General features: G+C 70.3%; 20 protein-coding genes and 2 riboswitches. Of the genes, 11 read left to right on the top strand and 9 right to left on the bottom strand.

All coding sequences use genetic code 11. The annotated features are described in order from the left end of the window. Positions 1-67 precede the first annotated feature (67 nt). The gene (locus tag ACN6O8_RS05260; protein ID WP_427990001.1) at positions 68-571 is read right to left on the bottom strand and encodes a VOC family protein; all 504 of its coding nucleotides are present in this window, start codon (positions 569-571) and stop codon (positions 68-70) included. A 224-nt stretch (positions 572-795) separates the two neighbouring features. Here ACN6O8_RS05260 and ACN6O8_RS05265 point away from each other — a divergent pair, with 224 nt between their 5' ends. After that, positions 796-1,614 (top strand): DinB family protein, encoded by an 819-nt coding sequence (locus ACN6O8_RS05265; protein WP_427990002.1) that lies wholly within the window; start codon positions 796-798, stop codon positions 1,612-1,614. 12 nt (positions 1,615-1,626) lie between these two features. On the opposite strand, the gene ACN6O8_RS05270 is transcribed toward ACN6O8_RS05265, so the two are convergent. Together ACN6O8_RS05270 and ACN6O8_RS05275 are read right to left on the bottom strand one after the other, a co-directional pair. Continuing rightward, positions 1,627-2,073 (bottom strand): SRPBCC family protein, encoded by a 447-nt coding sequence (locus ACN6O8_RS05270; RefSeq protein ID WP_427990003.1) that lies wholly within the window; start codon positions 2,071-2,073, stop codon positions 1,627-1,629. 112 nt (positions 2,074-2,185) lie between these two features. After that, the gene (locus tag ACN6O8_RS05275; RefSeq protein WP_427990004.1) at positions 2,186-2,503 is read right to left on the bottom strand and encodes a hypothetical protein; all 318 of its coding nucleotides are present in this window, start codon (positions 2,501-2,503) and stop codon (positions 2,186-2,188) included. Between ACN6O8_RS05275 and ACN6O8_RS05280 the strand changes: the two genes are divergently transcribed. From ACN6O8_RS05280 to ACN6O8_RS05290, 3 genes are all read left to right on the top strand, one after another. Next, positions 2,456-2,719, top strand: a complete 264-nt coding sequence (locus ACN6O8_RS05280) for a hypothetical protein (protein ID WP_427990005.1) — start codon at positions 2,456-2,458, stop codon at positions 2,717-2,719. The two genes, ACN6O8_RS05275 and ACN6O8_RS05280, sit on opposite strands and share 48 nt — an antisense overlap. A gap of 57 nt (positions 2,720-2,776) precedes the next feature. Then, a complete protein-coding gene (locus ACN6O8_RS05285) occupies positions 2,777-3,565 on the top strand; it encodes a PhzF family phenazine biosynthesis protein (RefSeq protein ID WP_427990006.1) in 789 nt (262 codons plus the stop codon). Between the two features lie 144 nt (positions 3,566-3,709). Continuing rightward, a complete protein-coding gene (locus ACN6O8_RS05290; protein WP_427990007.1) occupies positions 3,710-4,453 on the top strand; it encodes a sulfite exporter TauE/SafE family protein in 744 nt (247 codons plus the stop codon). A 133-nt stretch (positions 4,454-4,586) separates the two neighbouring features. On the opposite strand, the gene ACN6O8_RS05295 is transcribed toward ACN6O8_RS05290, so the two are convergent. The 4 genes from ACN6O8_RS05295 to ACN6O8_RS05310 all read right to left on the bottom strand — a co-directional run bounded on the left by ACN6O8_RS05295 (position 4,587) and on the right by ACN6O8_RS05310 (position 9,396). Beyond that, complete coding sequence (locus ACN6O8_RS05295; RefSeq protein WP_427990008.1) at positions 4,587-5,816, bottom strand: D-amino acid dehydrogenase; 1,230 nt, start codon at positions 5,814-5,816, stop codon at positions 4,587-4,589. 44 nt (positions 5,817-5,860) lie between these two features. Then, a riboswitch (glycine riboswitch) is annotated at positions 5,861-5,947 on the bottom strand. Between the two features lies 1 nt (position 5,948). Beyond that, a riboswitch (glycine riboswitch) is annotated at positions 5,949-6,040 on the bottom strand. Between the two features lie 101 nt (positions 6,041-6,141). Beyond that, complete coding sequence (locus tag ACN6O8_RS05300) at positions 6,142-7,146, bottom strand: 3-hydroxybutyryl-CoA dehydrogenase (RefSeq protein WP_427990009.1); 1,005 nt, start codon at positions 7,144-7,146, stop codon at positions 6,142-6,144. Positions 7,147-7,148: 2 nt separating this feature from the next. Next, a complete protein-coding gene (locus tag ACN6O8_RS05305) occupies positions 7,149-8,246 on the bottom strand; it encodes an NAD/NADP octopine/nopaline dehydrogenase family protein (protein ID WP_427990010.1) in 1,098 nt (365 codons plus the stop codon). Between the two features lie 157 nt (positions 8,247-8,403). After that, positions 8,404-9,396 carry a helix-turn-helix domain-containing protein gene (locus ACN6O8_RS05310; RefSeq protein WP_427990011.1) on the bottom strand — a complete coding sequence of 331 codons (993 nt, stop codon included), beginning with the start codon at positions 9,394-9,396 and terminating at the stop codon, positions 8,404-8,406. A gap of 159 nt (positions 9,397-9,555) precedes the next feature. Here ACN6O8_RS05310 and ACN6O8_RS05315 point away from each other — a divergent pair, with 159 nt between their 5' ends. From ACN6O8_RS05315 to ACN6O8_RS05340, 6 genes are all read left to right on the top strand, one after another. Continuing rightward, positions 9,556-10,956 (top strand): spinster family MFS transporter, encoded by a 1,401-nt coding sequence (locus ACN6O8_RS05315; RefSeq protein WP_427990012.1) that lies wholly within the window; start codon positions 9,556-9,558, stop codon positions 10,954-10,956. 164 nt (positions 10,957-11,120) lie between these two features. Next, complete coding sequence (locus ACN6O8_RS05320; protein WP_427990013.1) at positions 11,121-11,546, top strand: CopD family protein; 426 nt, start codon at positions 11,121-11,123, stop codon at positions 11,544-11,546. A 155-nt stretch (positions 11,547-11,701) separates the two neighbouring features. Beyond that, a complete protein-coding gene (locus ACN6O8_RS05325) occupies positions 11,702-12,541 on the top strand; it encodes a MetQ/NlpA family ABC transporter substrate-binding protein (protein WP_427990014.1) in 840 nt (279 codons plus the stop codon). A gap of 92 nt (positions 12,542-12,633) precedes the next feature. Next, entirely contained in the window at positions 12,634-13,749 is a 1,116-nt protein-coding gene (locus ACN6O8_RS05330) for a methionine ABC transporter ATP-binding protein (protein WP_427990015.1), read from the top strand. Next, on the top strand, positions 13,730-14,386 hold the full coding sequence (locus tag ACN6O8_RS05335) for a methionine ABC transporter permease (protein ID WP_427990016.1): 657 nt from the start codon (positions 13,730-13,732) through the stop codon (positions 14,384-14,386). Before ACN6O8_RS05330 ends, ACN6O8_RS05335 begins: the two co-directional genes overlap by 20 nt. Before the next feature lie 46 nt (positions 14,387-14,432). Then, a complete protein-coding gene (locus tag ACN6O8_RS05340; RefSeq protein WP_427990017.1) occupies positions 14,433-15,629 on the top strand; it encodes a trans-sulfuration enzyme family protein in 1,197 nt (398 codons plus the stop codon). A gap of 94 nt (positions 15,630-15,723) precedes the next feature. On the opposite strand, the gene ACN6O8_RS05345 is transcribed toward ACN6O8_RS05340, so the two are convergent. Then, positions 15,724-16,809: a hypothetical protein gene (locus tag ACN6O8_RS05345; RefSeq protein WP_427990018.1), complete on the bottom strand. Its 1,086-nt coding sequence runs from the start codon at positions 16,807-16,809 to the stop codon at positions 15,724-15,726. 36 nt (positions 16,810-16,845) lie between these two features. Further along, positions 16,846-17,289 carry a hypothetical protein gene (locus ACN6O8_RS05350; RefSeq protein ID WP_427990019.1) on the bottom strand — a complete coding sequence of 148 codons (444 nt, stop codon included), beginning with the start codon at positions 17,287-17,289 and terminating at the stop codon, positions 16,846-16,848. 199 nt (positions 17,290-17,488) lie between these two features. On the opposite strand from ACN6O8_RS05350, the gene ppk2 reads away from it, so the two are divergent. Then, positions 17,489-18,751, top strand: coding sequence for a polyphosphate kinase 2 (gene ppk2, locus ACN6O8_RS05355; protein WP_427990020.1), 1,263 nt, complete (start codon positions 17,489-17,491; stop codon positions 18,749-18,751). Positions 18,752-18,775 lie beyond the last annotated feature (24 nt).

Raw genomic sequence — 18,775 nt, forward strand, 5'->3', positions numbered from 1 at the left:
CGCCGGCACCGGCCAGGCTGCCGGCAGCCGGCGCGGCGCGCGTGGCGCCGCGCCGCCGAGGCCGGCTTCAGCCCGGCTTGCGCGCCGGGTCGCCGCAGCCGTCCATCGGGCCCAGATTGGCCATGTTCCGCTGGATTTCCTCGGGCGTCAGGTCTTCCTTGTGGGTGGCGATCGACCAGCGATGTCCGAACGGATCGACCACCTGGCCATAGCGGTCGCCCCAGAACATGTCGGCCGCCGGCAGGGTGATCCGGGCGCCGGCCGCCTGCGCCTGCTGCATCGCGGCGTCCACGTCCTTGACGTACAGATGCAGCGTCACCGGCGTGCCCTTGAGCGCCTTGGGGCCGAGGCTGCCCCATTCGGGAAAGTCGTCCATCAGCATCAGCACGGAATCGCCGATGCGGATGGCCGCGTGCATGATCTTGCCGTCTGGACGCGGCAGGCGCGTCAGCTCCTGGGCATCGAACGCCTTGCGATAGAACGCGAGGGCTTCCGAGGCGCCTTCGCACACGATGTGCGCGCTCAGGGTGTGCATGCCGTCGGGAATGGCCTGTTTTGCGGGGGTCGCCATGATGTGTCTCCGAAATGGTGTTGATGAAAGTCTGGTGGCTCAGGGGAGGGCGGCGCGCGGCCGCTCCTCCTTGCCCTACGACGAATGACGGCGGCCGCCATCGACAGGCCGGCCCTCGGGTTGATGGGCAGACGCCGGCACATGACCGTTCAGCGGCAGGGCGGGCCTGACGGCGGCTCAGGTAATAACATATCGCTTTGAGCTGTTGTAAAAGCGACGATCCCATGCACTCCCGTTTCGACCGGTTCCGCGCCACTCCCCTGGGCCAGCAGCTCGAGGCGCTTATCGACGATCCCGCGCGCTACCCCGAATACGCCGCGCTGTCGCGGGTCGGCGTGGCCGCCGTCGCCGCCATTGCCGACGACATCGCGGAAAGATTTCCCGAGGTGGCGCAGGACACCACCGCGCGCCAGTTCTGCGGCGCGCTGGTGGCCGAGCGCATGCGGCGCCAGGGCCACCAGGTGGTGCAGGCGCGCGGACGGATCGGCGGCGCGGTTTTCAGCTACGGCGCGGTGTTCAGCCCGCGGCCGGTGGTGTTGCCGTTCGCCGCGGTCGTGGCCGGGCTGGCGCGCATGCCCGATGCCCTGGCCGCGTGCATGGCGGCCATCGCCCCGCCCCGGCGCCGCTGGCGGCTCGCCGGCACCGGCTTTTCGGCGACCGAGCACGTCTGCCACCTGCGCGACCTGGACAGCGTGTTCGCGCAGCGCATCGAGGCCATCCGCCGTTCGGCGTTGCCCATCATCGCCTCGGTCGACGGCACCGTCCTGGCGGCCGAGCGCGCCTACCAGGAGCAGGATCCGGACCTGGCCCTGGCCGCCTTCCGCCGTGGCCGCGAGCGCCTGTGCGCGGCGTTGCGGCCGCTGGACGCGGCCACCCTGGCGCGTTGCGGCCTGCGCGACGGCCTGCACCGCATGACGCTGGAGCAGATCGTGCGCGAACTGCTGGACCACGACCGCACCCATTGCCTGGAACTGCAAGAGCTGGCGGCCGAACTGGCGCAGGAGGGGGCGCTGCCCGCCGCGCCGGGCCACGGCGACGCTTGAGCGGCCGCCGCTTCAGTCGGGAATCTGCGGCTCGACCAGCCGCAGCAGCTGGGCCAGCGATTCCTGCCAGCCCAGGTAGCACATCTCCGGCGCAATCACCGCCGGGATGTTCTCCTGCACCACCGTCATCTCCGTGCCGCAGGACACCGGGCGCAGCGTGATGGTGGTCTGCATCCGGCCCGGCAGGTTCGGATCGTCGAACTCGTCGCTGTAGCGGATCTTCTCGCCCGGCACCAGTTCCAGGTATTCGCCGCCGAAGCCGTGGGCGTGGCCGGTGCCGAAATTGCGGAACGCCATGCGATGCCGGCCGCCGACTTTGGCGTCCAGTTCGAAGACTTCGCAGGTGTAGCCGTAGGGCGGCAACCAACGCGCCACGGCGCCGGGTTCGAGGAAGGCGCGGTACACGGTCTCGGGCGTGGCGCGCAGGACGCGATGCAGGGTTACGGTGCCAGTGGTCATGATGCATCCACCTTTGAAGGGAAGTTGGGCGTACTGGGACGACGTTCCAGCGTCCCCCGGATCGACCGCCGTGGCATTGGGACAAACCCGGGGGGTAGGCGCGGGGCGTGGCTCAGGCCACCGCCCGCCACAGCACATCTTCGTAGAACGCCCCGATTGGCAGCGCCCGGTCGCGCCGTTGCGCATAGACCGACCGCGCCCGCCGCACGTGACGCGCGAAACCGCCATCCTCCAGGAACGCCGCCAGCGTCATCTGCTCGACGAGGCTGGTGGAGCGGCCCGTCAGGCAGCGCGCGCGGGCAAAGCCGGCCACCAGCGGCCGGCGCAGCACCGCGTAACCGATGCGCAAGGCGTTGAACAGGGTCTTGTTGAAGCTGCCGCAGTGGATCACGCGGTCGGCGCGGCGCCGCTGCGGGTCAGCGGCGAACATGCTGGTTTTCACCTGGAGTGGTGGCCGCCGCCCGGCATCGACGTGGCGGCCTTGCTGGCGCGGGCGCGCGCGCTGGGCGTGGGTTTGCAGCCGGTCGCGGAATTCTGCCGGCGCGTGTCCTGGCCGGCGGGCGTGGTGATCGGCTACAGCGCGCGGCAGGAGGCCGACCTGGAGCGGTTGGAGGCGCTGCTGCGGGAAGCGGCCGGTGTTTCGTAGCAAAATGCGGCATGGCGGCGCCGTTCCGCCACTGGCCCCGTTTTTCCAGGATTCCCCATGCCGCAACTCGATCTCTACCAGGTAGACGCCTTCTCCGCCACGCCCTTCGGCGGCAACCCCGCCGCCGTGGTGCCGCTGGCGTCATGGCTGCCGGACGCCACGCTGCAACGCATCGCCGCGGAGAACAACCTGTCCGAGACCGCTTACGTCGTGCGCCGCGGCGCTGTCCACGATCTGCGCTGGTTCACGCCCACGGTCGAGGTCGACCTGTGCGGCCACGCGACGCTGGCGACCGCCTGGGTGCTGTTCGAACAACTGGGCGCGCGGGACGAGGTGCTGCGCTTTGCCACCCGCAGCGGCGAGCTGCAGGTGCGGCGCGCCGGCGACGGGCTGGCGATGGACTTTCCCGCCAGGCGCCCGGTGGCCGCGGCCATCCCCGACGGTCTGCTGCGCGCCCTCGGCCTGCCGGCGGCGCGCGCGCTGTACCGCACCGACGACTATCTGGTGGTGATCGACGACGAAGGCCTGATCGATGGCCTGGCGCCCGATTTCGCCGCGTTGGCGGCGTTCGATGTGCGCGGGGTGGCGGTGACGGCGCCGTCCACCCGCTACGATTTCGTGTCGCGCTGGTTCGGCCCGCGCGTCGGCGTCAACGAAGACCCGGTCACGGGGTCGGCGCACACCTCGCTGGCGCCGTACTGGGGCGAGCGGCTGGGCAAGACGCGGCTCACCGCCGAGCAGGGTGGGGCGCGCAAGGGCCAACTGCGCTGCGAACTGCGCGACAACGGCCGCGTCATCATCAGCGGCCAGGCCGCGCTCTACCTGCGCGGCACGATCTTCCTTTAAAGCGTGGCGCCATCACCGAAAACCTATCGCCTCATCAGCACTTCAAATAGGGCCTTGGCGACGCGCGCCTAGAATCTGCCGTCACGAGATCCGGGCGGGCCGCAGGCCCCGCCACCGGACGCGGCAACAAGGAGACGCGAGGCAATGGATGCGGTGTGGATAGTGGCCATCGGCGCGGCCGTGGCGGGGTTCGTGCAGGGCCTGTCGGGCTTTGCCTTCGGCATGGTGTCCATGTCGTTCTGGGCCTGGGTGCTGGACCCGCGCCTGGCGGCGGCGCTGGCCGTGTTCGGCGCGCTCACCGGCCAGTTGCTGGCGCTGTTCTCGGTGCGGCGCGGTTTCGACTGGGCGCTGCTGTGGCCCTTCCTGCTGGGCGGGCTGGCGGGTATTCCGCTGGGCGTGCGGGTCCTGCCGCACCTGGACATGGACTGGTTCAAGGCGGTGCTGGGCGCGCTGCTGGCGTTGTGGTGCCCGGTGATGCTGATGGCGCAGCGGCTGCCGCGCATCGGCGGCAACCGCTGGGGCGATGGCGCGGTCGGTTTGGTGGGCGGCGTGCTGGGCGGCATCGGCGGCTTTGCCGGCAGCGTGCCGACACTGTGGTGCACTTTGCGCGGCTTCAACAAGGACACGCAGCGCGCCGTGATTCAGAACTTCAACCTGTCGATGCTGGCCGTGACCATGGCCACCTATCTGGCCACCGGCATCGTCACGCGCGACATGGCGCCCATGTTCGCGGTGGTGGCGCCGGCCATGCTGATTCCCACGCTGCTGGGCACGCGCCTGTACCTCGGCATCTCGGAAGTCACGTTCCGGCGCGTGGTGCTGGGGCTGCTGACCTGCTCCGGGCTGACGCTGCTGGCCTCGGCGCTGCCGCAGTTGCTGGCGCGCTAGGGCTGCCGCCACGCCTGGAAGCCGATTTCGCGTACCACCCGGTGTATCCGCGGGGCGGTGCCGAGGCTCCGCGGGGGGCGGCTTTGCGGGCATGGCTGCGGCAAGCGGCGAGGCCGGCGCTTGCCGCCATGGCTTAAGACAGCGCCAGCCGCTCGCGCACACTCGCCGCCAGCAACTGCGCCGTCGCCGCCGACAGCGTCCAGCCCAGATGCCCGTGGCCGGTGTTGTAGAACACGCCCGGCCGCTTGCCCGGGCCCACGCGCGGCATCATGTCGGGCATCATCGGGCGCAATCCGCACCATGGCACCACGCGCGCCGTGCGCACGCCGGGAAAGTGGCGGCGGGTCCAGTCCACCAGCGGCTGGATGCGCTCGGCGCGGATGTCCAGGTTAAAGCCGTTGAATTCGGCCGTGCCGGCCACGCGCAAGCGCTCGCCCAGGCGGCTGGTGACGATCTTGGCGGCCTCGTCCAGCAGGCTCACGCCGGGCGCGGCGGCCTGGCTGGCGGCGTCGTCCAGGTGCACGCTGATCGAATAGCCCTTGACCGGATAGATGTTCAGCCGGTCGCCCAACTGCCGCGCGAACTGGCGGCTGGCGGCGCCGGCGCAGACCACGATGGCGTCGGTCTCGCGCGGTTCGCGCCGCGTGCCGTCCTCGCGCGCCACCTCCAGCACGTAGGGCAGGCCGTCGCGGCTGATGGCGCGGATATCGGCGTCCTGTTCGAAGCGCACGCCGCGGCGCATGCAGGCCCGCGCCAGGCCGCTGGTGAACTTGTGGATGTCGCCGGTGGCATCTGACGGCGTGTAGAAGCCGCCGTGGCAGGGCGTTTGCAGCGTCGGCTCGATGGCGCGGATTTCCTCGGGCGTGACCGCGTACCGCTCCAGCCCGCCTGCGCGCAGCAGCGCATTGGCGCGGCGCGCGGTCTCGAAGCTGGCGGCGTCGTGGTAGATGTGCAGGATGCCGCGGCGCTCCAGGTCGAAATCGATGCCTTCCTCCTCGGCCATGGCGTACAGGTGGCGGCGTGCCTCGATCGCCATGCGCGTGGTGGCAATCGTGTTCTGGCGGTAGTTGCGGATCTGGCCCATGAACTCGGCCAGCCACGAATACTTGTGCCAGCCCGGACGCGGGTTCAGCAGCAGCGGCGCGTCATGGCGGCCGAGCCAGCGCAGGCCCTTCCTGACGGTGGCGATGCTGTTCCAGACCTCGGCATTGCTGGCGGACAACTGGCCGCCATTGGCGTAGGAGGTCTCCATGGCGGGATAGCGCTGGCGGTCGTAGACAGTGACGTCGTAGCCCAGTTTGCTCAGGGCGTAGGCGGACGTGACGCCGGTGATACCGGCGCCGATGATGGCGATGCGGGGCATGATGGCTCCAGATGGCGTGGCCACGACCCGATGATCGTGGCACCCCATCTGTCTCTGTACCTGAGAGCTTCACCCGCGCGCGGCGGCGCCGGTTCCCCTTCGGTGGGCGCCAGGCGCCTCTCTCCAGATTGTCTAGACCGCGCAGTCCTGTGGCCTGAGAGTTTCCGGGGCGGTTGCTCCGTCGGCGCCCGCCACGGTGGGCGGGACTCTTCTGCGGGGTTTTGAATCGACGCGACGAGAATAGCCAAAATTCGCGCGCGGCGGCACCCAGGGTTAATACCAGGGCGGGCGCGGATCGGCGCGGGGCGCCCATCCGCGCCGGCTGTCAGGGGCTGGCGGGCGCGGCGGCTGTCCGGGCGCCATCGAAGGCCGGCAACAACCCCATGATCTCCAGCCGCGCGCACAGTTCGCCCAGCCGCCGCAGCTTGTACGCCTCCACATCCACGCCGGCATAGTCGTAGAAGCCTTGCCCGTCGCGCAGGCCGTTGCGGCCCTGTTGCATGTTGCGCTCGATGATGGCCGGCGCCGCGAAGCGCGCGTCGAGCGCGCCGGCGAGGTAGCGCGAGGCGTAGTAGAGAATGTCGCCGCCGCCCCAATCGATGAACTCCAGCAGGCCCAGCACCGAGAAGCGCAGGCCGAAGCCCAGCCGCACGGCGGTGTCGATGTCTTCGGCGCTGGCCACGCCTTCCTCGACCATGCGCGCCGCCTCGTTCATGGCCAGCGCCTGGATGCGCGGCACGATGTAGCCGGCGGCGGGCGCGCACTGCACCGGCGTTTTGCCGGCCAGGCGCAGCACCGCCAGCAGGTCGTCCGTGGCCGCGTCGCTGGTGCGCGGGCCGCGGCTCACTTCCACCAAGGGGATCAGGTGGGCCGGATTGAGCCAGTGCGCGTTCAGGAAGCGCCCCGGCTCGCGCACCATGCCGGCCAGCTCGGTGACGAGAAAAGTCGAGGTGGTGGAGGCGATCACGCTGCCGGCGCCGCAGACGCGGCCGAGCCAGTCGAAGGTCTCGCGCTTGACCTCCAGTTGCTCGGGCACGGCCTCGAACACCACGCGGGCGCGGGCCAGGTCGCCGGCCGCCTCGTCGCGCGCCACCAGGCGCACCCGGCCCAGCGCCGTGTCGGCCTGCGCCGCGTCCAGCAGCCCCAGCCGCGCCAGCGTGCCCAGTTCGCGCCGCAGCCCGCCCAGCACGCTGGCGAAATACCCGGCGCGGGCGCCGGCCGCGCGCGGCTTGATGTCGATCAGCGTGACGTCCAGCCCGGCATGGATGTACGACAGCGTGATGCCGATGCCCATGCGGCCGGCGCCGGCCACGCACAAGGTGCCGTCCATGCTCACACCCCCCGCGCCAGCAGCGCGGCCATGGCGGCGCGCGAAAGGGGGTTCAGTCCCAGCGCCTCCAGCGTGCGGCCCTCGGCGTACAGGTCGCGCCCGGTCACGGCCGAGGCCACGCTCAACAGGCCCTGCGCCACCGGCGTGGGCACGCCGGCCCAGCGCCCCAGCGACACCAGCAACGACAGGCCCAGGCGCGTGTCTTCCAGCATGTAGCGATGGGTGCGCAGGTCGATGGTTTCGCGCCAGTCGCCGCTGTCGGTCAGTTTGCCGTGGGCGCCGCGGCCGTACATCCATTCATCGCCCGCGCTGGCGTAGTGGTCGGCCAGCGGGAAGTGCGGCGCGGCGTAGCCCAGCGCGGCGCGGATGGCGATGCGCTCGGCGTCCAGCGCGTCGGTCACGCGCCGGATCGACGGCTGCGTACCCTCGTTATGGATGTCCCAGCGCTCGAAGTGTTCGAGCGGACCGGCGTTCATCAGGATCAGCGGCGGATGGATCACCGGGCCGGCGTTCATCAGCGCGCCGGACAGCGCGTCCTCGACCGGCTCGACGCTCGGATAGGCCTGCGCCAGCGTCGCCAGCGCGACGCCGGCCAGGCGGCTCGGGAACACGCCGGTGGGCAGGCGCGTGGCGTAGGCGCTGATGACGACCCGGTCGCCATGCTTGCGCGCCAGGTAGGGCAGGGTGCCGGTCTCGGCGAAGGCGACCTCGGCCTGGTTGCCGGCCGCGCGCAGGGCGCGGGCAAACAGATAGCTGCCGAAGGTGCCGGGCGGCAGGAATACCACCTGGCCATCGCGCAGGTGCGGCGCCAGCTCGGGCGCCAGCGCCGCGTGCGCGGTGGATGGCAGTGGAATCACCAGCAGTTGCGCGCCCTCGGCGGCGCCGCCCAGGTCGGCCGCCAGTTCGATCTGCCCGGGCGCATCGCCCAGGTCGATACGGCGGGTGCCGCGATAGTCGGTGACCGCCAGGGCGCCGGCGCGGCGCAGGCTGTCGAACGCGGCCGCGTCGCGGCGCCACAGGCGCACCCGATGGCCTTTTTCCGCCAGCTCGGCCGCCGCCGCGTAGCAGCCGTGGCCGCCTCCGATAACACCGATACGCATGATCAGGCTCCTTCGATAGAGCCTTGATCCTAGCGGCGGCGCGCGCGGCGGACTGCGCCGCAGGCGCAAGCGCAATACGGAATCGGCAAGCGAATGCGCGGCGGCCCGCGTCAGTGGGCGGCGCGCCCCGCGCTTGAACGGCCGCGCCCCGCGCGCGTCAACAGGCGCGGGCGCGCCGCTGCCGCAGCGTGTCGGACGGCAGGCAGCCGTAGCGCTTGCGGTAGTGTGTGGCGAAGTGGCCGAAGCTGGTCACGCCGCAGCGCAGCAGGATGTCGGTGACGCTGTCGCCGTCGCGCGCCTCGCTGAGCGCGGCGTGCGCCCGCGCCAGCCGGCGGCTGCGCAGATAATCGCTGGGACTCTGGCGCAGGAATTGCGTGAAGCCGTTCTGCAGCGTGCGGATCGACACGCCGCAGTGCGCGGCCAGCTCGGGCAGCGCGATGGGCGCGTCGATGTGGTCTTCGATGTAGTCGCGCGCGCGCCGCACGTGCAGCGGCAGCGGCTGGCGGCGGTCGGCGCGCAGCGCCTCGGAATAGTTGTGCGGCAGTTGCATCAGCAGCAGCGCGACCAGGTAATCGGAAAAGCCCGCCGCCAGCGTCTGCGTCACGCGGTCGATGGCGGGATGCTGGTACAGCCGGCACAGGTAGGCCAGCGTCTCCCGCACCGCCGCCAGGCCGGCCGAACCGGGCGCCGCTTCCAGGTCGAACACCAGCGCCTGCTTGAGCGGGCGGTCCAGCAACTGTTGCAACTGCCGTTCCAGGGCCTCGCGTTCGACCCGCAGGATCAGGCTGCGGCAATCCTGGCCGATGCGCAGGATGCTGCGCTCGGACGGCGACGAAATGGTCAGGCCGCCTTCGCGCAGGGCGGCGCGGCGCTGGCCCAGCGTGACCTCGCCGGCGCCTTGCAGCGTGACGCGCACCAGGTAATAGCGGGCGATGTCGCCGGCGTCGATTTCGACCTCGGCGCCATAGTGCAGGTCGAACAGCGCGGCGCTGCCGAAGAACACGCCATACAGCCGCGACTGCAGCGGATCGCCGCGCGCCACGCACATGCGGTGCGACCACAGGTGCTGGCTGACCTGGTCGGTGATTTCCGAGAGATTGCCCGAATCCAGCAGGCAATGGCGTTGCAGCGGATAGGTATCGTGGAACATGCTTTCCTGCGCCCCGGGAATAGCCTTTGCGCGCCCGGTATAGAGCCGGCCGGCGCAAAGGCCTACAACAGATGCAGCCATCGGAATGGCGAACCAGACAGCGGGACGCCGCCGCCGCGACGCGGCCGGCGCGATCCCATTGCGATACAAGGGAAAAACATGACGGGCGATACCGGAACCGACGCGGCGCACAAGCGCTATGCCTATGAGTGGTATGTCGTCCTGGTCTGCATGCTAGCGTACATATTTTCGTTCGTCGACCGGCAGATCCTGGCCCTGATGATCGAACCCATCAAGCGCGACCTGCAGCTCTCGGACACCCAGTTCAGCCTGCTGCACGGGCTGGCCTTCTCGCTGTTCTACGCCTTCATGGGCATCCCCATCGCGCTGCTGGCCGATCGCTGGTCGCGGCCGCGCATCATCGCCATCGGCGTGGCGTTCTGGAGCCTGGCGACCGCCGCCTGCGGCCTGTCGAAGAACTTCGGCCAGATGTTCCTGGCGCGCATCGGCGTGGGAGTGGGCGAGGCCGCGCTGTCGCCGGCCACCTATTCCATGCTCAGCGACATGTTCCCGCGCCACAAGCTGGGCCGCGCGGTGGGCATCTATTCGATCGGCTCGTTCATCGGCGGCGGCCTGGCGTTCCTGATCGGCGGCTACGTCATCGACCTGCTCAAGAGCGTGGATAGCGTGCCCGTGCCCGGCCTGGGCGCGCTGCGGCCGTGGCAGGTGACCTTCTTCATCGTCGGCCTGCCCGGAGTGCTGGTGGCGCTGCTGATTCTGCTGACCGTGCGCGATCCGAGGCGCAAGGGCCTGCGCCATGACGCCGCCGGCCGCGTGCAAAAGCCCGGCGCGGGCGACGTGTTCCGCTTCCTGGGCCGTCATCGCGGCACCTTCCTGTGTCACTACCTGGGGTTTTCGTTCTACGCCATGATCCTGTTCTGCCTGCTGGGCTGGACGCCGGCCTTCTATATGCGCAAGTTCGGCCTGTCGCCGGTGGAGGCGGGCTACATGCTGGGCACGGTGGTGCTGGTGGCCAATACCGCCGGCGTGTTCTGCGGCGGCTGGCTGATGGACGGGCTGGCGCGGCGCGGCTACAGCGACGCGCCCCTGCGCGCCGGCGTCATCGGCGCGCTCGGCATGGCGTTGCCGGCCGTGGCCTTCACCCAGGTGACCACGCTCTGGCTGTCGGTCGGCCTGCTGCTGCCGGCCATGTTCTTCGCCTCGTTCCCCATGCCGACCTCGACCGCCGCCATGCAGATCCTGCCGCCCAACCAGTTGCGGGCCCAGGTGTCGGCGTTGTTCCTGCTGATCTCCAACCTGGTCGGCCTGGGCCTGGGCACCACCGCCGTGGCGCTGTTGACCGATCGCCTGTTCCACAACCCGGCGGCGGTGGGGCATTCCATGTCGCTGCTGATCGGCGTGGCCACGCTGCTGTGCATCGGCCTGCTGGCGGCCGGTTGCGGCCGCTACCGGCGCAGCCTGGCGCGGGAGGAGGGCGGGCGCGGCGGGGACGCGGCGCCGGCCCCGCCGCTTCGCGCCCCCGCCAGCCAGACGCCATGACGCCGGGCTGGCGCCGTTTCCCGGCACCGTTTCCCGGCACCGTTTCCCGGCGCCGGCCGTTCCCGGGCGCCGTGGCCGGCACGCCCCTGACCGCCTTTGTCATGGCGCAAACAGGCCGGCCCCGCGCGCCCCCAAACCGCGCGACAGCGGCGATAATCGCGCGCATGACCTACCAACTTCTCAAAATGCTGCATGTCGCCGCCGTGGTCGCATGGCTGGGCGGCTCCCTGTTCGTGTCGCTGTTCCTGCTGTCGTCGCAACCGCCCGACAGCGATGAGGCGCCCAAGGAACGCAGGATGCTGGGCGCGCTGCGCCGCTGGACGCTGTTCGTGACCACGCCGGCCATGGTGCTGGCCTGGCTGGTCGGCCTGCACCTGGCCGTGACCTTCGGCTGGTTCGCCATGACCTGGATCTGGGTCAAGGTGGCGCTGGCGCTGCTGCTGTCGGCGCTGCTCGGAGTGCAGAGCGCCGCGTTGCGGCGCCAGGCCCAGGGCAGCGCGAAGCGCGCGCCGCTGGTCGACCTGTACGCGCCGTTCACGGTGGTGGCGGCGGCGGTCATCGTGACGCTGGTGGTGGTCAAGCCCTTCTGAGGCCGGGCATGCCGCGCCGGCACGGCCGCTTATGCGCCGGCGCCATATCCAAACACCCCCGTAATAACGACGCAACCAAGTATTCGTTCGTGGCCCGGGGGGGCCTGCCTAGAATCGTCTGCTCATAACCGTATCGACTGAGAGGCGATTGCCATATGACTCCCCGTACCGACTCCGCCCGCCTGCGCAAGCTGGCCAAGGCCTTCCTGGGCGCCGTGCTGGCCGCCGCCGCCATGTTCCATGGGCCGGCCTTTTCGGCCGATCCCAAGCCGCTCAAGGTCGGCGTGCGCGGCGGCGTCGACGAACAGATCTGGGAAGTGGTGGCGCAGGTCGCCCGCAAGAACGGCCTGGCGGTCGAGCCGGTGGTCATCACCGGCACCGCCAGCCCCAACGAGGCGCTCAATAACGGCGATCTGCAAGCCAATGCGTTCCAGCATATTCCATTTCTGAACGACCAGATCAAGCAGCGCGGCTACAAGCTGGTGCCGGTGGCCAACACGCTGATCTCGCCCATCGCCTTCTATTCGAAGAAGTACCGGTCGTTGCAGGCCCTGCCCGCGGGCGCCAAGGTCGGCATCCCCAACGATCCCAGCAACCAGACCCGCGCGCTGGTGGTCCTGCGCGACCAGGGCCTGATCACGTTGAAAGACGGTTTCGATCCGGCCACCGGCACCGCCACGCTGGCCGACGTGACCGCCAACCCGCGCAAGCTCGAGTTCGTCGAAAGCGCCTCGGTGGTGCTGGCGCGTTCGTTGCCCGACGTCGACGCCGCCGCCATCGTCAACAGCTTCGCCTACCAGGCCGGCCTGATCGCCACCCGCGACGGCATCGCGGTCGAGAAGAAAGAGAACAACCCGTACGTCAACATCATCGCGGTGCGCGAGCAGGACAGGAACGCGCCGTGGGTGCCCGAGCTGGTCAAGGCCTACCACTCCGACGAAGTGCGCCAGTTCATCCTGAGCAAGTACGAAGGCTCGGTGATTCCGGTCTTCTGAGCGCGAAGGCGTGGCGGCCCCGTCCGGCGCCGCCGCCAACTCCGTGCGCGCGGCGGCAGGCGCCGGCCGCGCGGGCGGCTCGGGAATACAGCATGATGCAACACGAATTTTCCTTGCCGGCGGCGGCCCTTCAGGCCGGCGCCGGCGCGGCGCGGGACGCGCACATTGTCTTCGACGGACTGCAAAAACGCTATCCGGGCCCGCGCGGGCCGGTGGCGGCGCTGTCCGATATCTCGTTCGCCATCGGGCGCGGCGAGGTGTTCGGCATCATCGGCCGCAGCGGCGCCGGCAAGTCGACCCTGCTGCGCTCCATCAACATGCTGGAACGGCCCAGTGCCGGCCAGGTGCGGGTCGACGGCGTGGACGTCGGCAGCCTGGACGAGAACGCGCTGGTCGGCCTGCGGCGCCGCATCGGCATGATCTTCCAGCACTTCAACCTGCTGTCGGCCAAGACCGTGGCGCAGAACGTGGCGCTGCCCTTGCGCGTGGCGGGCGTCAAGCCGGCCGAGGCGCGCGCCAAGGTCGAGGCGCTGCTGGATCTGGTCGGGCTGCGCGACAAGGCCGACGCCTATCCGTCCAGGCTGTCCGGCGGCCAGAAGCAGCGCGTGGGTATCGCCCGCGCGCTGGTGCACGATCCGCAGATTCTGCTGTGCGACGAAGCCACCTCGGCGCTCGATCCGGAAACCACGCAATCGATCCTGGCGCTGCTGCGCGACATCAACCGCAAGCTGGGCCTGACGGTGGTGCTGATCACGCACGACATGGCGGTGATCCGCGAGGTCTGCCACAAGGTGCTGGTGCTCGACGGCGGCCGCAAGGTCGAGCACGGCGAGGTCTGGCGCGTGTTCGGCAACCCCCAGGCCGACGCCACCCGCGCGTTGTTGCGGCCATTGCAGCATGACCTGCCGGCCGATCTGGCGGCCCGGCTGGTGCCGCACCCGCCGCACCCGCCGGGCCCGGCGGGCGTGGCGGTGCTGCGCCTGCGCTTCACCGGGCAAGGCCGCCCCGAAGGCGTGTCGTTGCAGGCCTTGGCGGCGCTGGGCCCGGGCGCGACGCTGCTGCACGGCGGGCTGGACCGCCTGCGCGGCCACGCCCAGGGCAGCCTGCTGGTGTCGGTGCCGGCCGCGGTTCTACAGGAAGAGGCCGCGCGCGCCGCGCTGGTGGCCGATCAGATCGAGGTGCTGGGCTATGTCGCTGCCGATGCTTGATAAATACCTGCAGGCCTTCCTGCAGACGCTGACCATGGTGGGCGTGTCCGCGGTCATCGCGATCGCCGCCGGCCTGACGCTGGCGGTGGTGCTGACCGTCACCGCGCCGGGCCACCTGTATCCGCGGCCGCGCCTGAACAAGGCGCTGTCGATCACGGTGAACACGTTCCGCGCCATTCCCTTCATCATCCTGCTGGTGGCGATGCTGCCGTTCACGCGCCTGCTGGTCGGCACCACGCTCGGCACTTGGGCCGCGATTGTGCCGCTGTCGGCCAATCTGGTGCCGTTCTTCGCGCGCATCGCCCAGGTCAGCCTGAACGACGTCGACCACGGCCTGGTGGAAGCCGCGCGCGCCATGGGCTGCCGCCGCTGGCACATCGTGCGCCACGTGCTGCTGCCCGAGGCGCTGCCCGGCATCATCGGCGGCATGACCGTCAGCGTCATCGCCATGATCAACGCCTCGGCCATGGCCGGCGCGGTGGGCGCCGGCGGCCTGGGCGACCTGGCCATCCGCTATGGCTACGAACGCTACGAGACCCGCGTGATGTTCGAAGTGATCGTGATCCTGATCGCGCTGGTCTCGATCGTGCAATTCACCGGCGAATGGCTGTCGCGCCGCGCCGATCACAAGCGCTGACGGCGCGCGCCCTCCGCCCGCCCGACCCGACTCCTGGAGATTTCCCATGTCCGACTCGCACCAACACGGCTTCGCCACCCGCGCCATCCACCTCGGCTACGACCCGCTGGACGAGCAGGGCGCGCTGTCGCCGCCGCTGTACCTCACCTCCACCTACACCCAGGACAGCATCGAGGCCTTTGACCGCATCCGCCTGGGCGAGCAGTCGGGCTATGTCTACGGCCGCACCCGCAACCCGACCCAGGCGCTGCTGGAAGAACGCCTGGCCTCGCTCGAAGGGGCCGAGGCGGCCGTGGTCACGGCCTCCGGCATGGCGGCGATCTCGGCCACGTTGCTGTCGCTGCTGCAAAGCGGCGATGAGATCGTGGTCGACCAGATCGTCTACGGCACCGCCTTCACGCTGTTCGCGCAGGGCCTGCCGCGCCTGGGCATCAACGCGGTGTTCGCCGATTTCACGCGGCCGGAAACGGTGGCCGCGGCCATCGGCCCCAGGACCCGCGCCGTCTACTTCGAAACGCCGGCCAACCCCAACCTGCGGCTGGTCGATATCGCGGCGATCTCGGCCATTGCGCGCGGCAAGGGCCTGCTGACCATCGTCGACAATACCTTCGCCACCCCGGTGCTGCAACAGCCGCTGCGGCACGGCGCCGACATCGTGCTGCATTCGGCCACCAAATACCTGGGCGGCCACGGCGACCTGCTGGCCGGCGCGGTGGTCGGCGGCAAGGTGCACATCGACGCCATCCGCCTGCAAGGCCTGCGCTACTTCACCGGCGCGACCCTGTCGCCGTTCACCGCCTTCCTGGTGCTGCGCGGCCTGAAGACGCTGGAGTTGCGGGTCGCGCGCCACAGTGAATCGGCGCTGAAGGTGGCGAAATTCCTGCGCGAACACGGGGCCGTGGCCGACGTGTTCTATCCGGGCCTGCCGGACACGGCCGGCGCCGCGATCGCGCAGCGCCAGCAGGCGGCCGGCGGCGGGCTGGTGGCGTTCGAATTGAAAGGGGGCCTGGCGGCGGGGCGGCGTCTGCTCAACAGCCTGAAGCTGGCGCGCATTGCCGTCAGCCTGGGCGATCCGGAAACCCTGATCCAGCATCCGGCCACCATGACGCACGCCAGCTACACCGCGCAAGACCGCGAGAAATATGGCTTGTCCGAAGGGCTGCTGCGGCTGTCGGTCGGTCTCGAAACCGCCGCCGACATCCTCGCCGACCTCAAGCAGGGGCTGGATCGCGCGGGGGCGTGAGCGGCAAGCCGAGCGTCAATCGCCGGCGCCGCGCGCCGGCCGGTGGCGGCGTCGCCCGGGGCGCGCCTGTCCTGGCGCTTGTCCGCTGGCCGCGTCAGCGCAGCACCGCCGTCAGGCTGTCGAACTGTTGCGCCTCCAGCCGCGCGCGCTCCTCGGTCAATTGGCGCACGGCCAGTTGGTGCGCGCGGAAGCGGTTCAGCAGGCTGTCGCGGTCGAACACGATTTCGTTCTGTTCCACGCGCCACGAACGGCGGTTGTCATCGAGCAGGTCGATCATCTTCTCGAATTCGGCCAGCGTCCGGCGCTCCAGGTCCCAGTTGCGCGCCAGCGTGGCTCGCTGCTGCGGCCGCGCCTTGATCGCGCCCTCGACCATCTGGTCTTTCTGCTGCTCGCTCAGGTCGAGCGATCGGATGGTGACGGGCACGTCCGTCAGCAGCCGCTGGTTCTGCTGGCTGTACTTGCGCACCACGCGCTGCGATTGCTCCAGGATCAGCCGGCTTTCCACCAGGCCGCGATCACGCGCCAGCCGGTTGGGGATGAACAGTTCGGACAGCCGCGCCTCGTCCAGCTCCTGCATGTAGGCGCGGTATTGCGTCACGCGTTGCCCCAGGAGGATCTTGACCCCGCGCTCGATCTCGCCGTATACGCCGCGCGCCTTGGGCGTGGTGTCGATATCCGGCACGTCGCCGGGCGGGTGGTCGGGGGTGGTGAGCGCGGCGCGCATCCACTCGCCGGTGCGGCGGATCTCGGCCAGCGCGGTGGCCTTTTGTGAGTCGCGGTAGGCCGCCAGGCCGGCCAGGGCGGTGGCGGTCACCGCCAGCACCAGGCCCGTGGCGAACGTGGCGCGCATGCGGTGCAGCGGCGTGCGAAAACGCTTGAACAAGGACAGCAGCGCGATTGCAATGGCGGCGGGCAGCAGCAGCACCAAGGCGCTGCCGAACGCGCTGCCGACGCGATAGCCGAGCGCTTCGCTGGCGCTGGCCGCGCCGCTCGCGCCGTCGCGCTTGACGGCGAGCAGCGCCAGCCACAGGCCGAGGTACAGGATCGCGGTCCAGGCGCGCAGCGCGCGGCTGGGCAAGAGGCGCGGGGGAACGGTCGACGGCGTGGCCGCCGGCGCCGTGTCGGCGCCGGCCGGACTCAGGGTGGGTTCTCTACGCGTGTCCACGACGGCGGCGATCACGAAATATTCGGCAGCAGATGTTACCGTGGCCCTTTTTCAGGCGCAATGCGGCACCCGCCGCCAGGCTACCCATTCGCCCTCGCCGTCGAAATGACGTGGGCCGCGGGCCGCCACCGCCAGGCCCTCGCGCAAGACCCGCAGGTTCAGTCCGGGCAGGTGGCGCAGCAGGGCGGGCGGCAGCGCCTCGGCATCGAGCAGATCCTGGCCGAACTCCACCGCCATCGGCGCGCCGTCTTCGATGACGCGCAGGTACCAGAGGCCCTCCATGTAATCGCCGTACCAGGGGTCGGGAAAAATCGCCGGCGTGAAGCGAAAGCCGAACTCGCACACGGCTTCCCAGGGCCAGGATTGCCGCCGGCCGCCGGCCTCGGACGGGCCCAGCGCCCGCGTGAAGCCGGCCTCATCGAAATGGACGGTCTCGGCGTAGGGATCCGGCGGGGCGGGCCGGGGGACGAACAGCCGTTTGAGGCGTGACCACATGCTGGCGGCGGGCAATGACGATGGCCGCAGTGTAGCGGCGCGGACCGGTCGGAATTGCTGCAAGAGTGTTACAAGCATTGATTCACGTCAACGCTCCGCGCCTACCGGACGGAGTAGGGTAGAGGTTTTTTCCTGACGGGTCGCCGGCGACTGGCCGGGCGTCTCGGCCCGGACGACACGCTTAGCAAGGACTGCACTGATGACGGACAAGATCGCGCCAGCCTCCGAACCCCCCGAAACCGGCAAGGACGCCCCCCGCGCCGCCAAGCGCACCGCCGCGCCACGCCGCGCGCGCGGCGTCCGCGTGCCGGCCGCCGACAAGGCCGGCGCCCGCCAGGCCGGCGCCGACCCGGCCCCGCCCAAGTCGGCCTCCCCCAAGTCGGCGCCCGCCCGCGAGGCATCCGCCCGTTCGCGGCCGGCGGCGAAACCGCCCGCCTTGCCCGCCCTCGAGCCCGCGCTGCAGGCGCGCAGGCGTGTCAGCGCGCGCGAAGTGGCGGCGCGCCAGGAGACCACCGCGGTGCTGGCCGACATCGCCCGCCGCTACCAGGTGGGCGAATCCGGCGAAGCCCACGAGGCGTTGCGCGCGGTCATCGAAGAACTGTCGCCGGACGACGCCGTGGCCGTGCACCGCGCGCTGCTGCAAGCCAACACGCAGGCGCCCGCCGCCCGCCGCAACCCCGACGAGGAACTGGCCACCGACTGGCGCGAAGGCATCTACCCGTATCGCCATCGCATGTTGCGGCGCAATTACGAAAAGCAGAAGTACGCGCTGCAGGTCGAATTGCTGAAACTGCAAGCCTGGGTCAAGGCCACCGGCCAGCGCGTGGTGATCCTGTTCGAGGGCCGCGACGCGGCGGGCAAGGGCGGCACCATCAAACGCATGATGGAACACCTGAATCCGCGCGGCGCGCGCGTGGTGGCGCTGGAAAAGCCGTCGGACACCGAACGCGGCCAGTGGTACTTCCAGCGCTACGTGCAGCACCTGCCCACCGCCGGCGAGATCGTCATGTTCGACCGCTCCTGGTACAACCGCGCTGGCGTCGAGCGCGTGATGGGCTTTTGCTCCGAGGAGGAGTACCTGCAATTCCTGCACCAGGTGCCCGACTTCGAGCGGCACCTGGTCGCCAGCGGCATCCACCTGATCAAGTTCTGGTTCTCGGTCAGCCAGGAGGAACAGCGCCGCCGCTTCCTGCAGCGCAAGGTGCATCCGCTCAAGCAATGGAAGCTCAGCCCCGTGGATCTGGCCTCGCTCGACAAGTGGGATGACTACACCCGCGCCAAGGAGGCCATGTTCGCGCACACCGACACGGCCGACGCGCCCTGGATCGTGGTCAAGTCCGATTGCAAGAAGCGCGCGCGTCTGAACGCCATGCGCTACGTGCTGACCCGCCTGCCGTACGAAGGCAAGAGCGGGGCGCCGGAACTGGCGCTGGATCCGTTGATCGTGGGGCGGGCGCTGTAGCCCCGCCGCCTCCCGGCCGCGCCG

The sequence above is a fragment of the Achromobacter sp. genome (genome assembly GCF_050285565.1).
Lineage (GTDB): Bacteria > Pseudomonadota > Gammaproteobacteria > Burkholderiales > Burkholderiaceae_B > Achromobacter.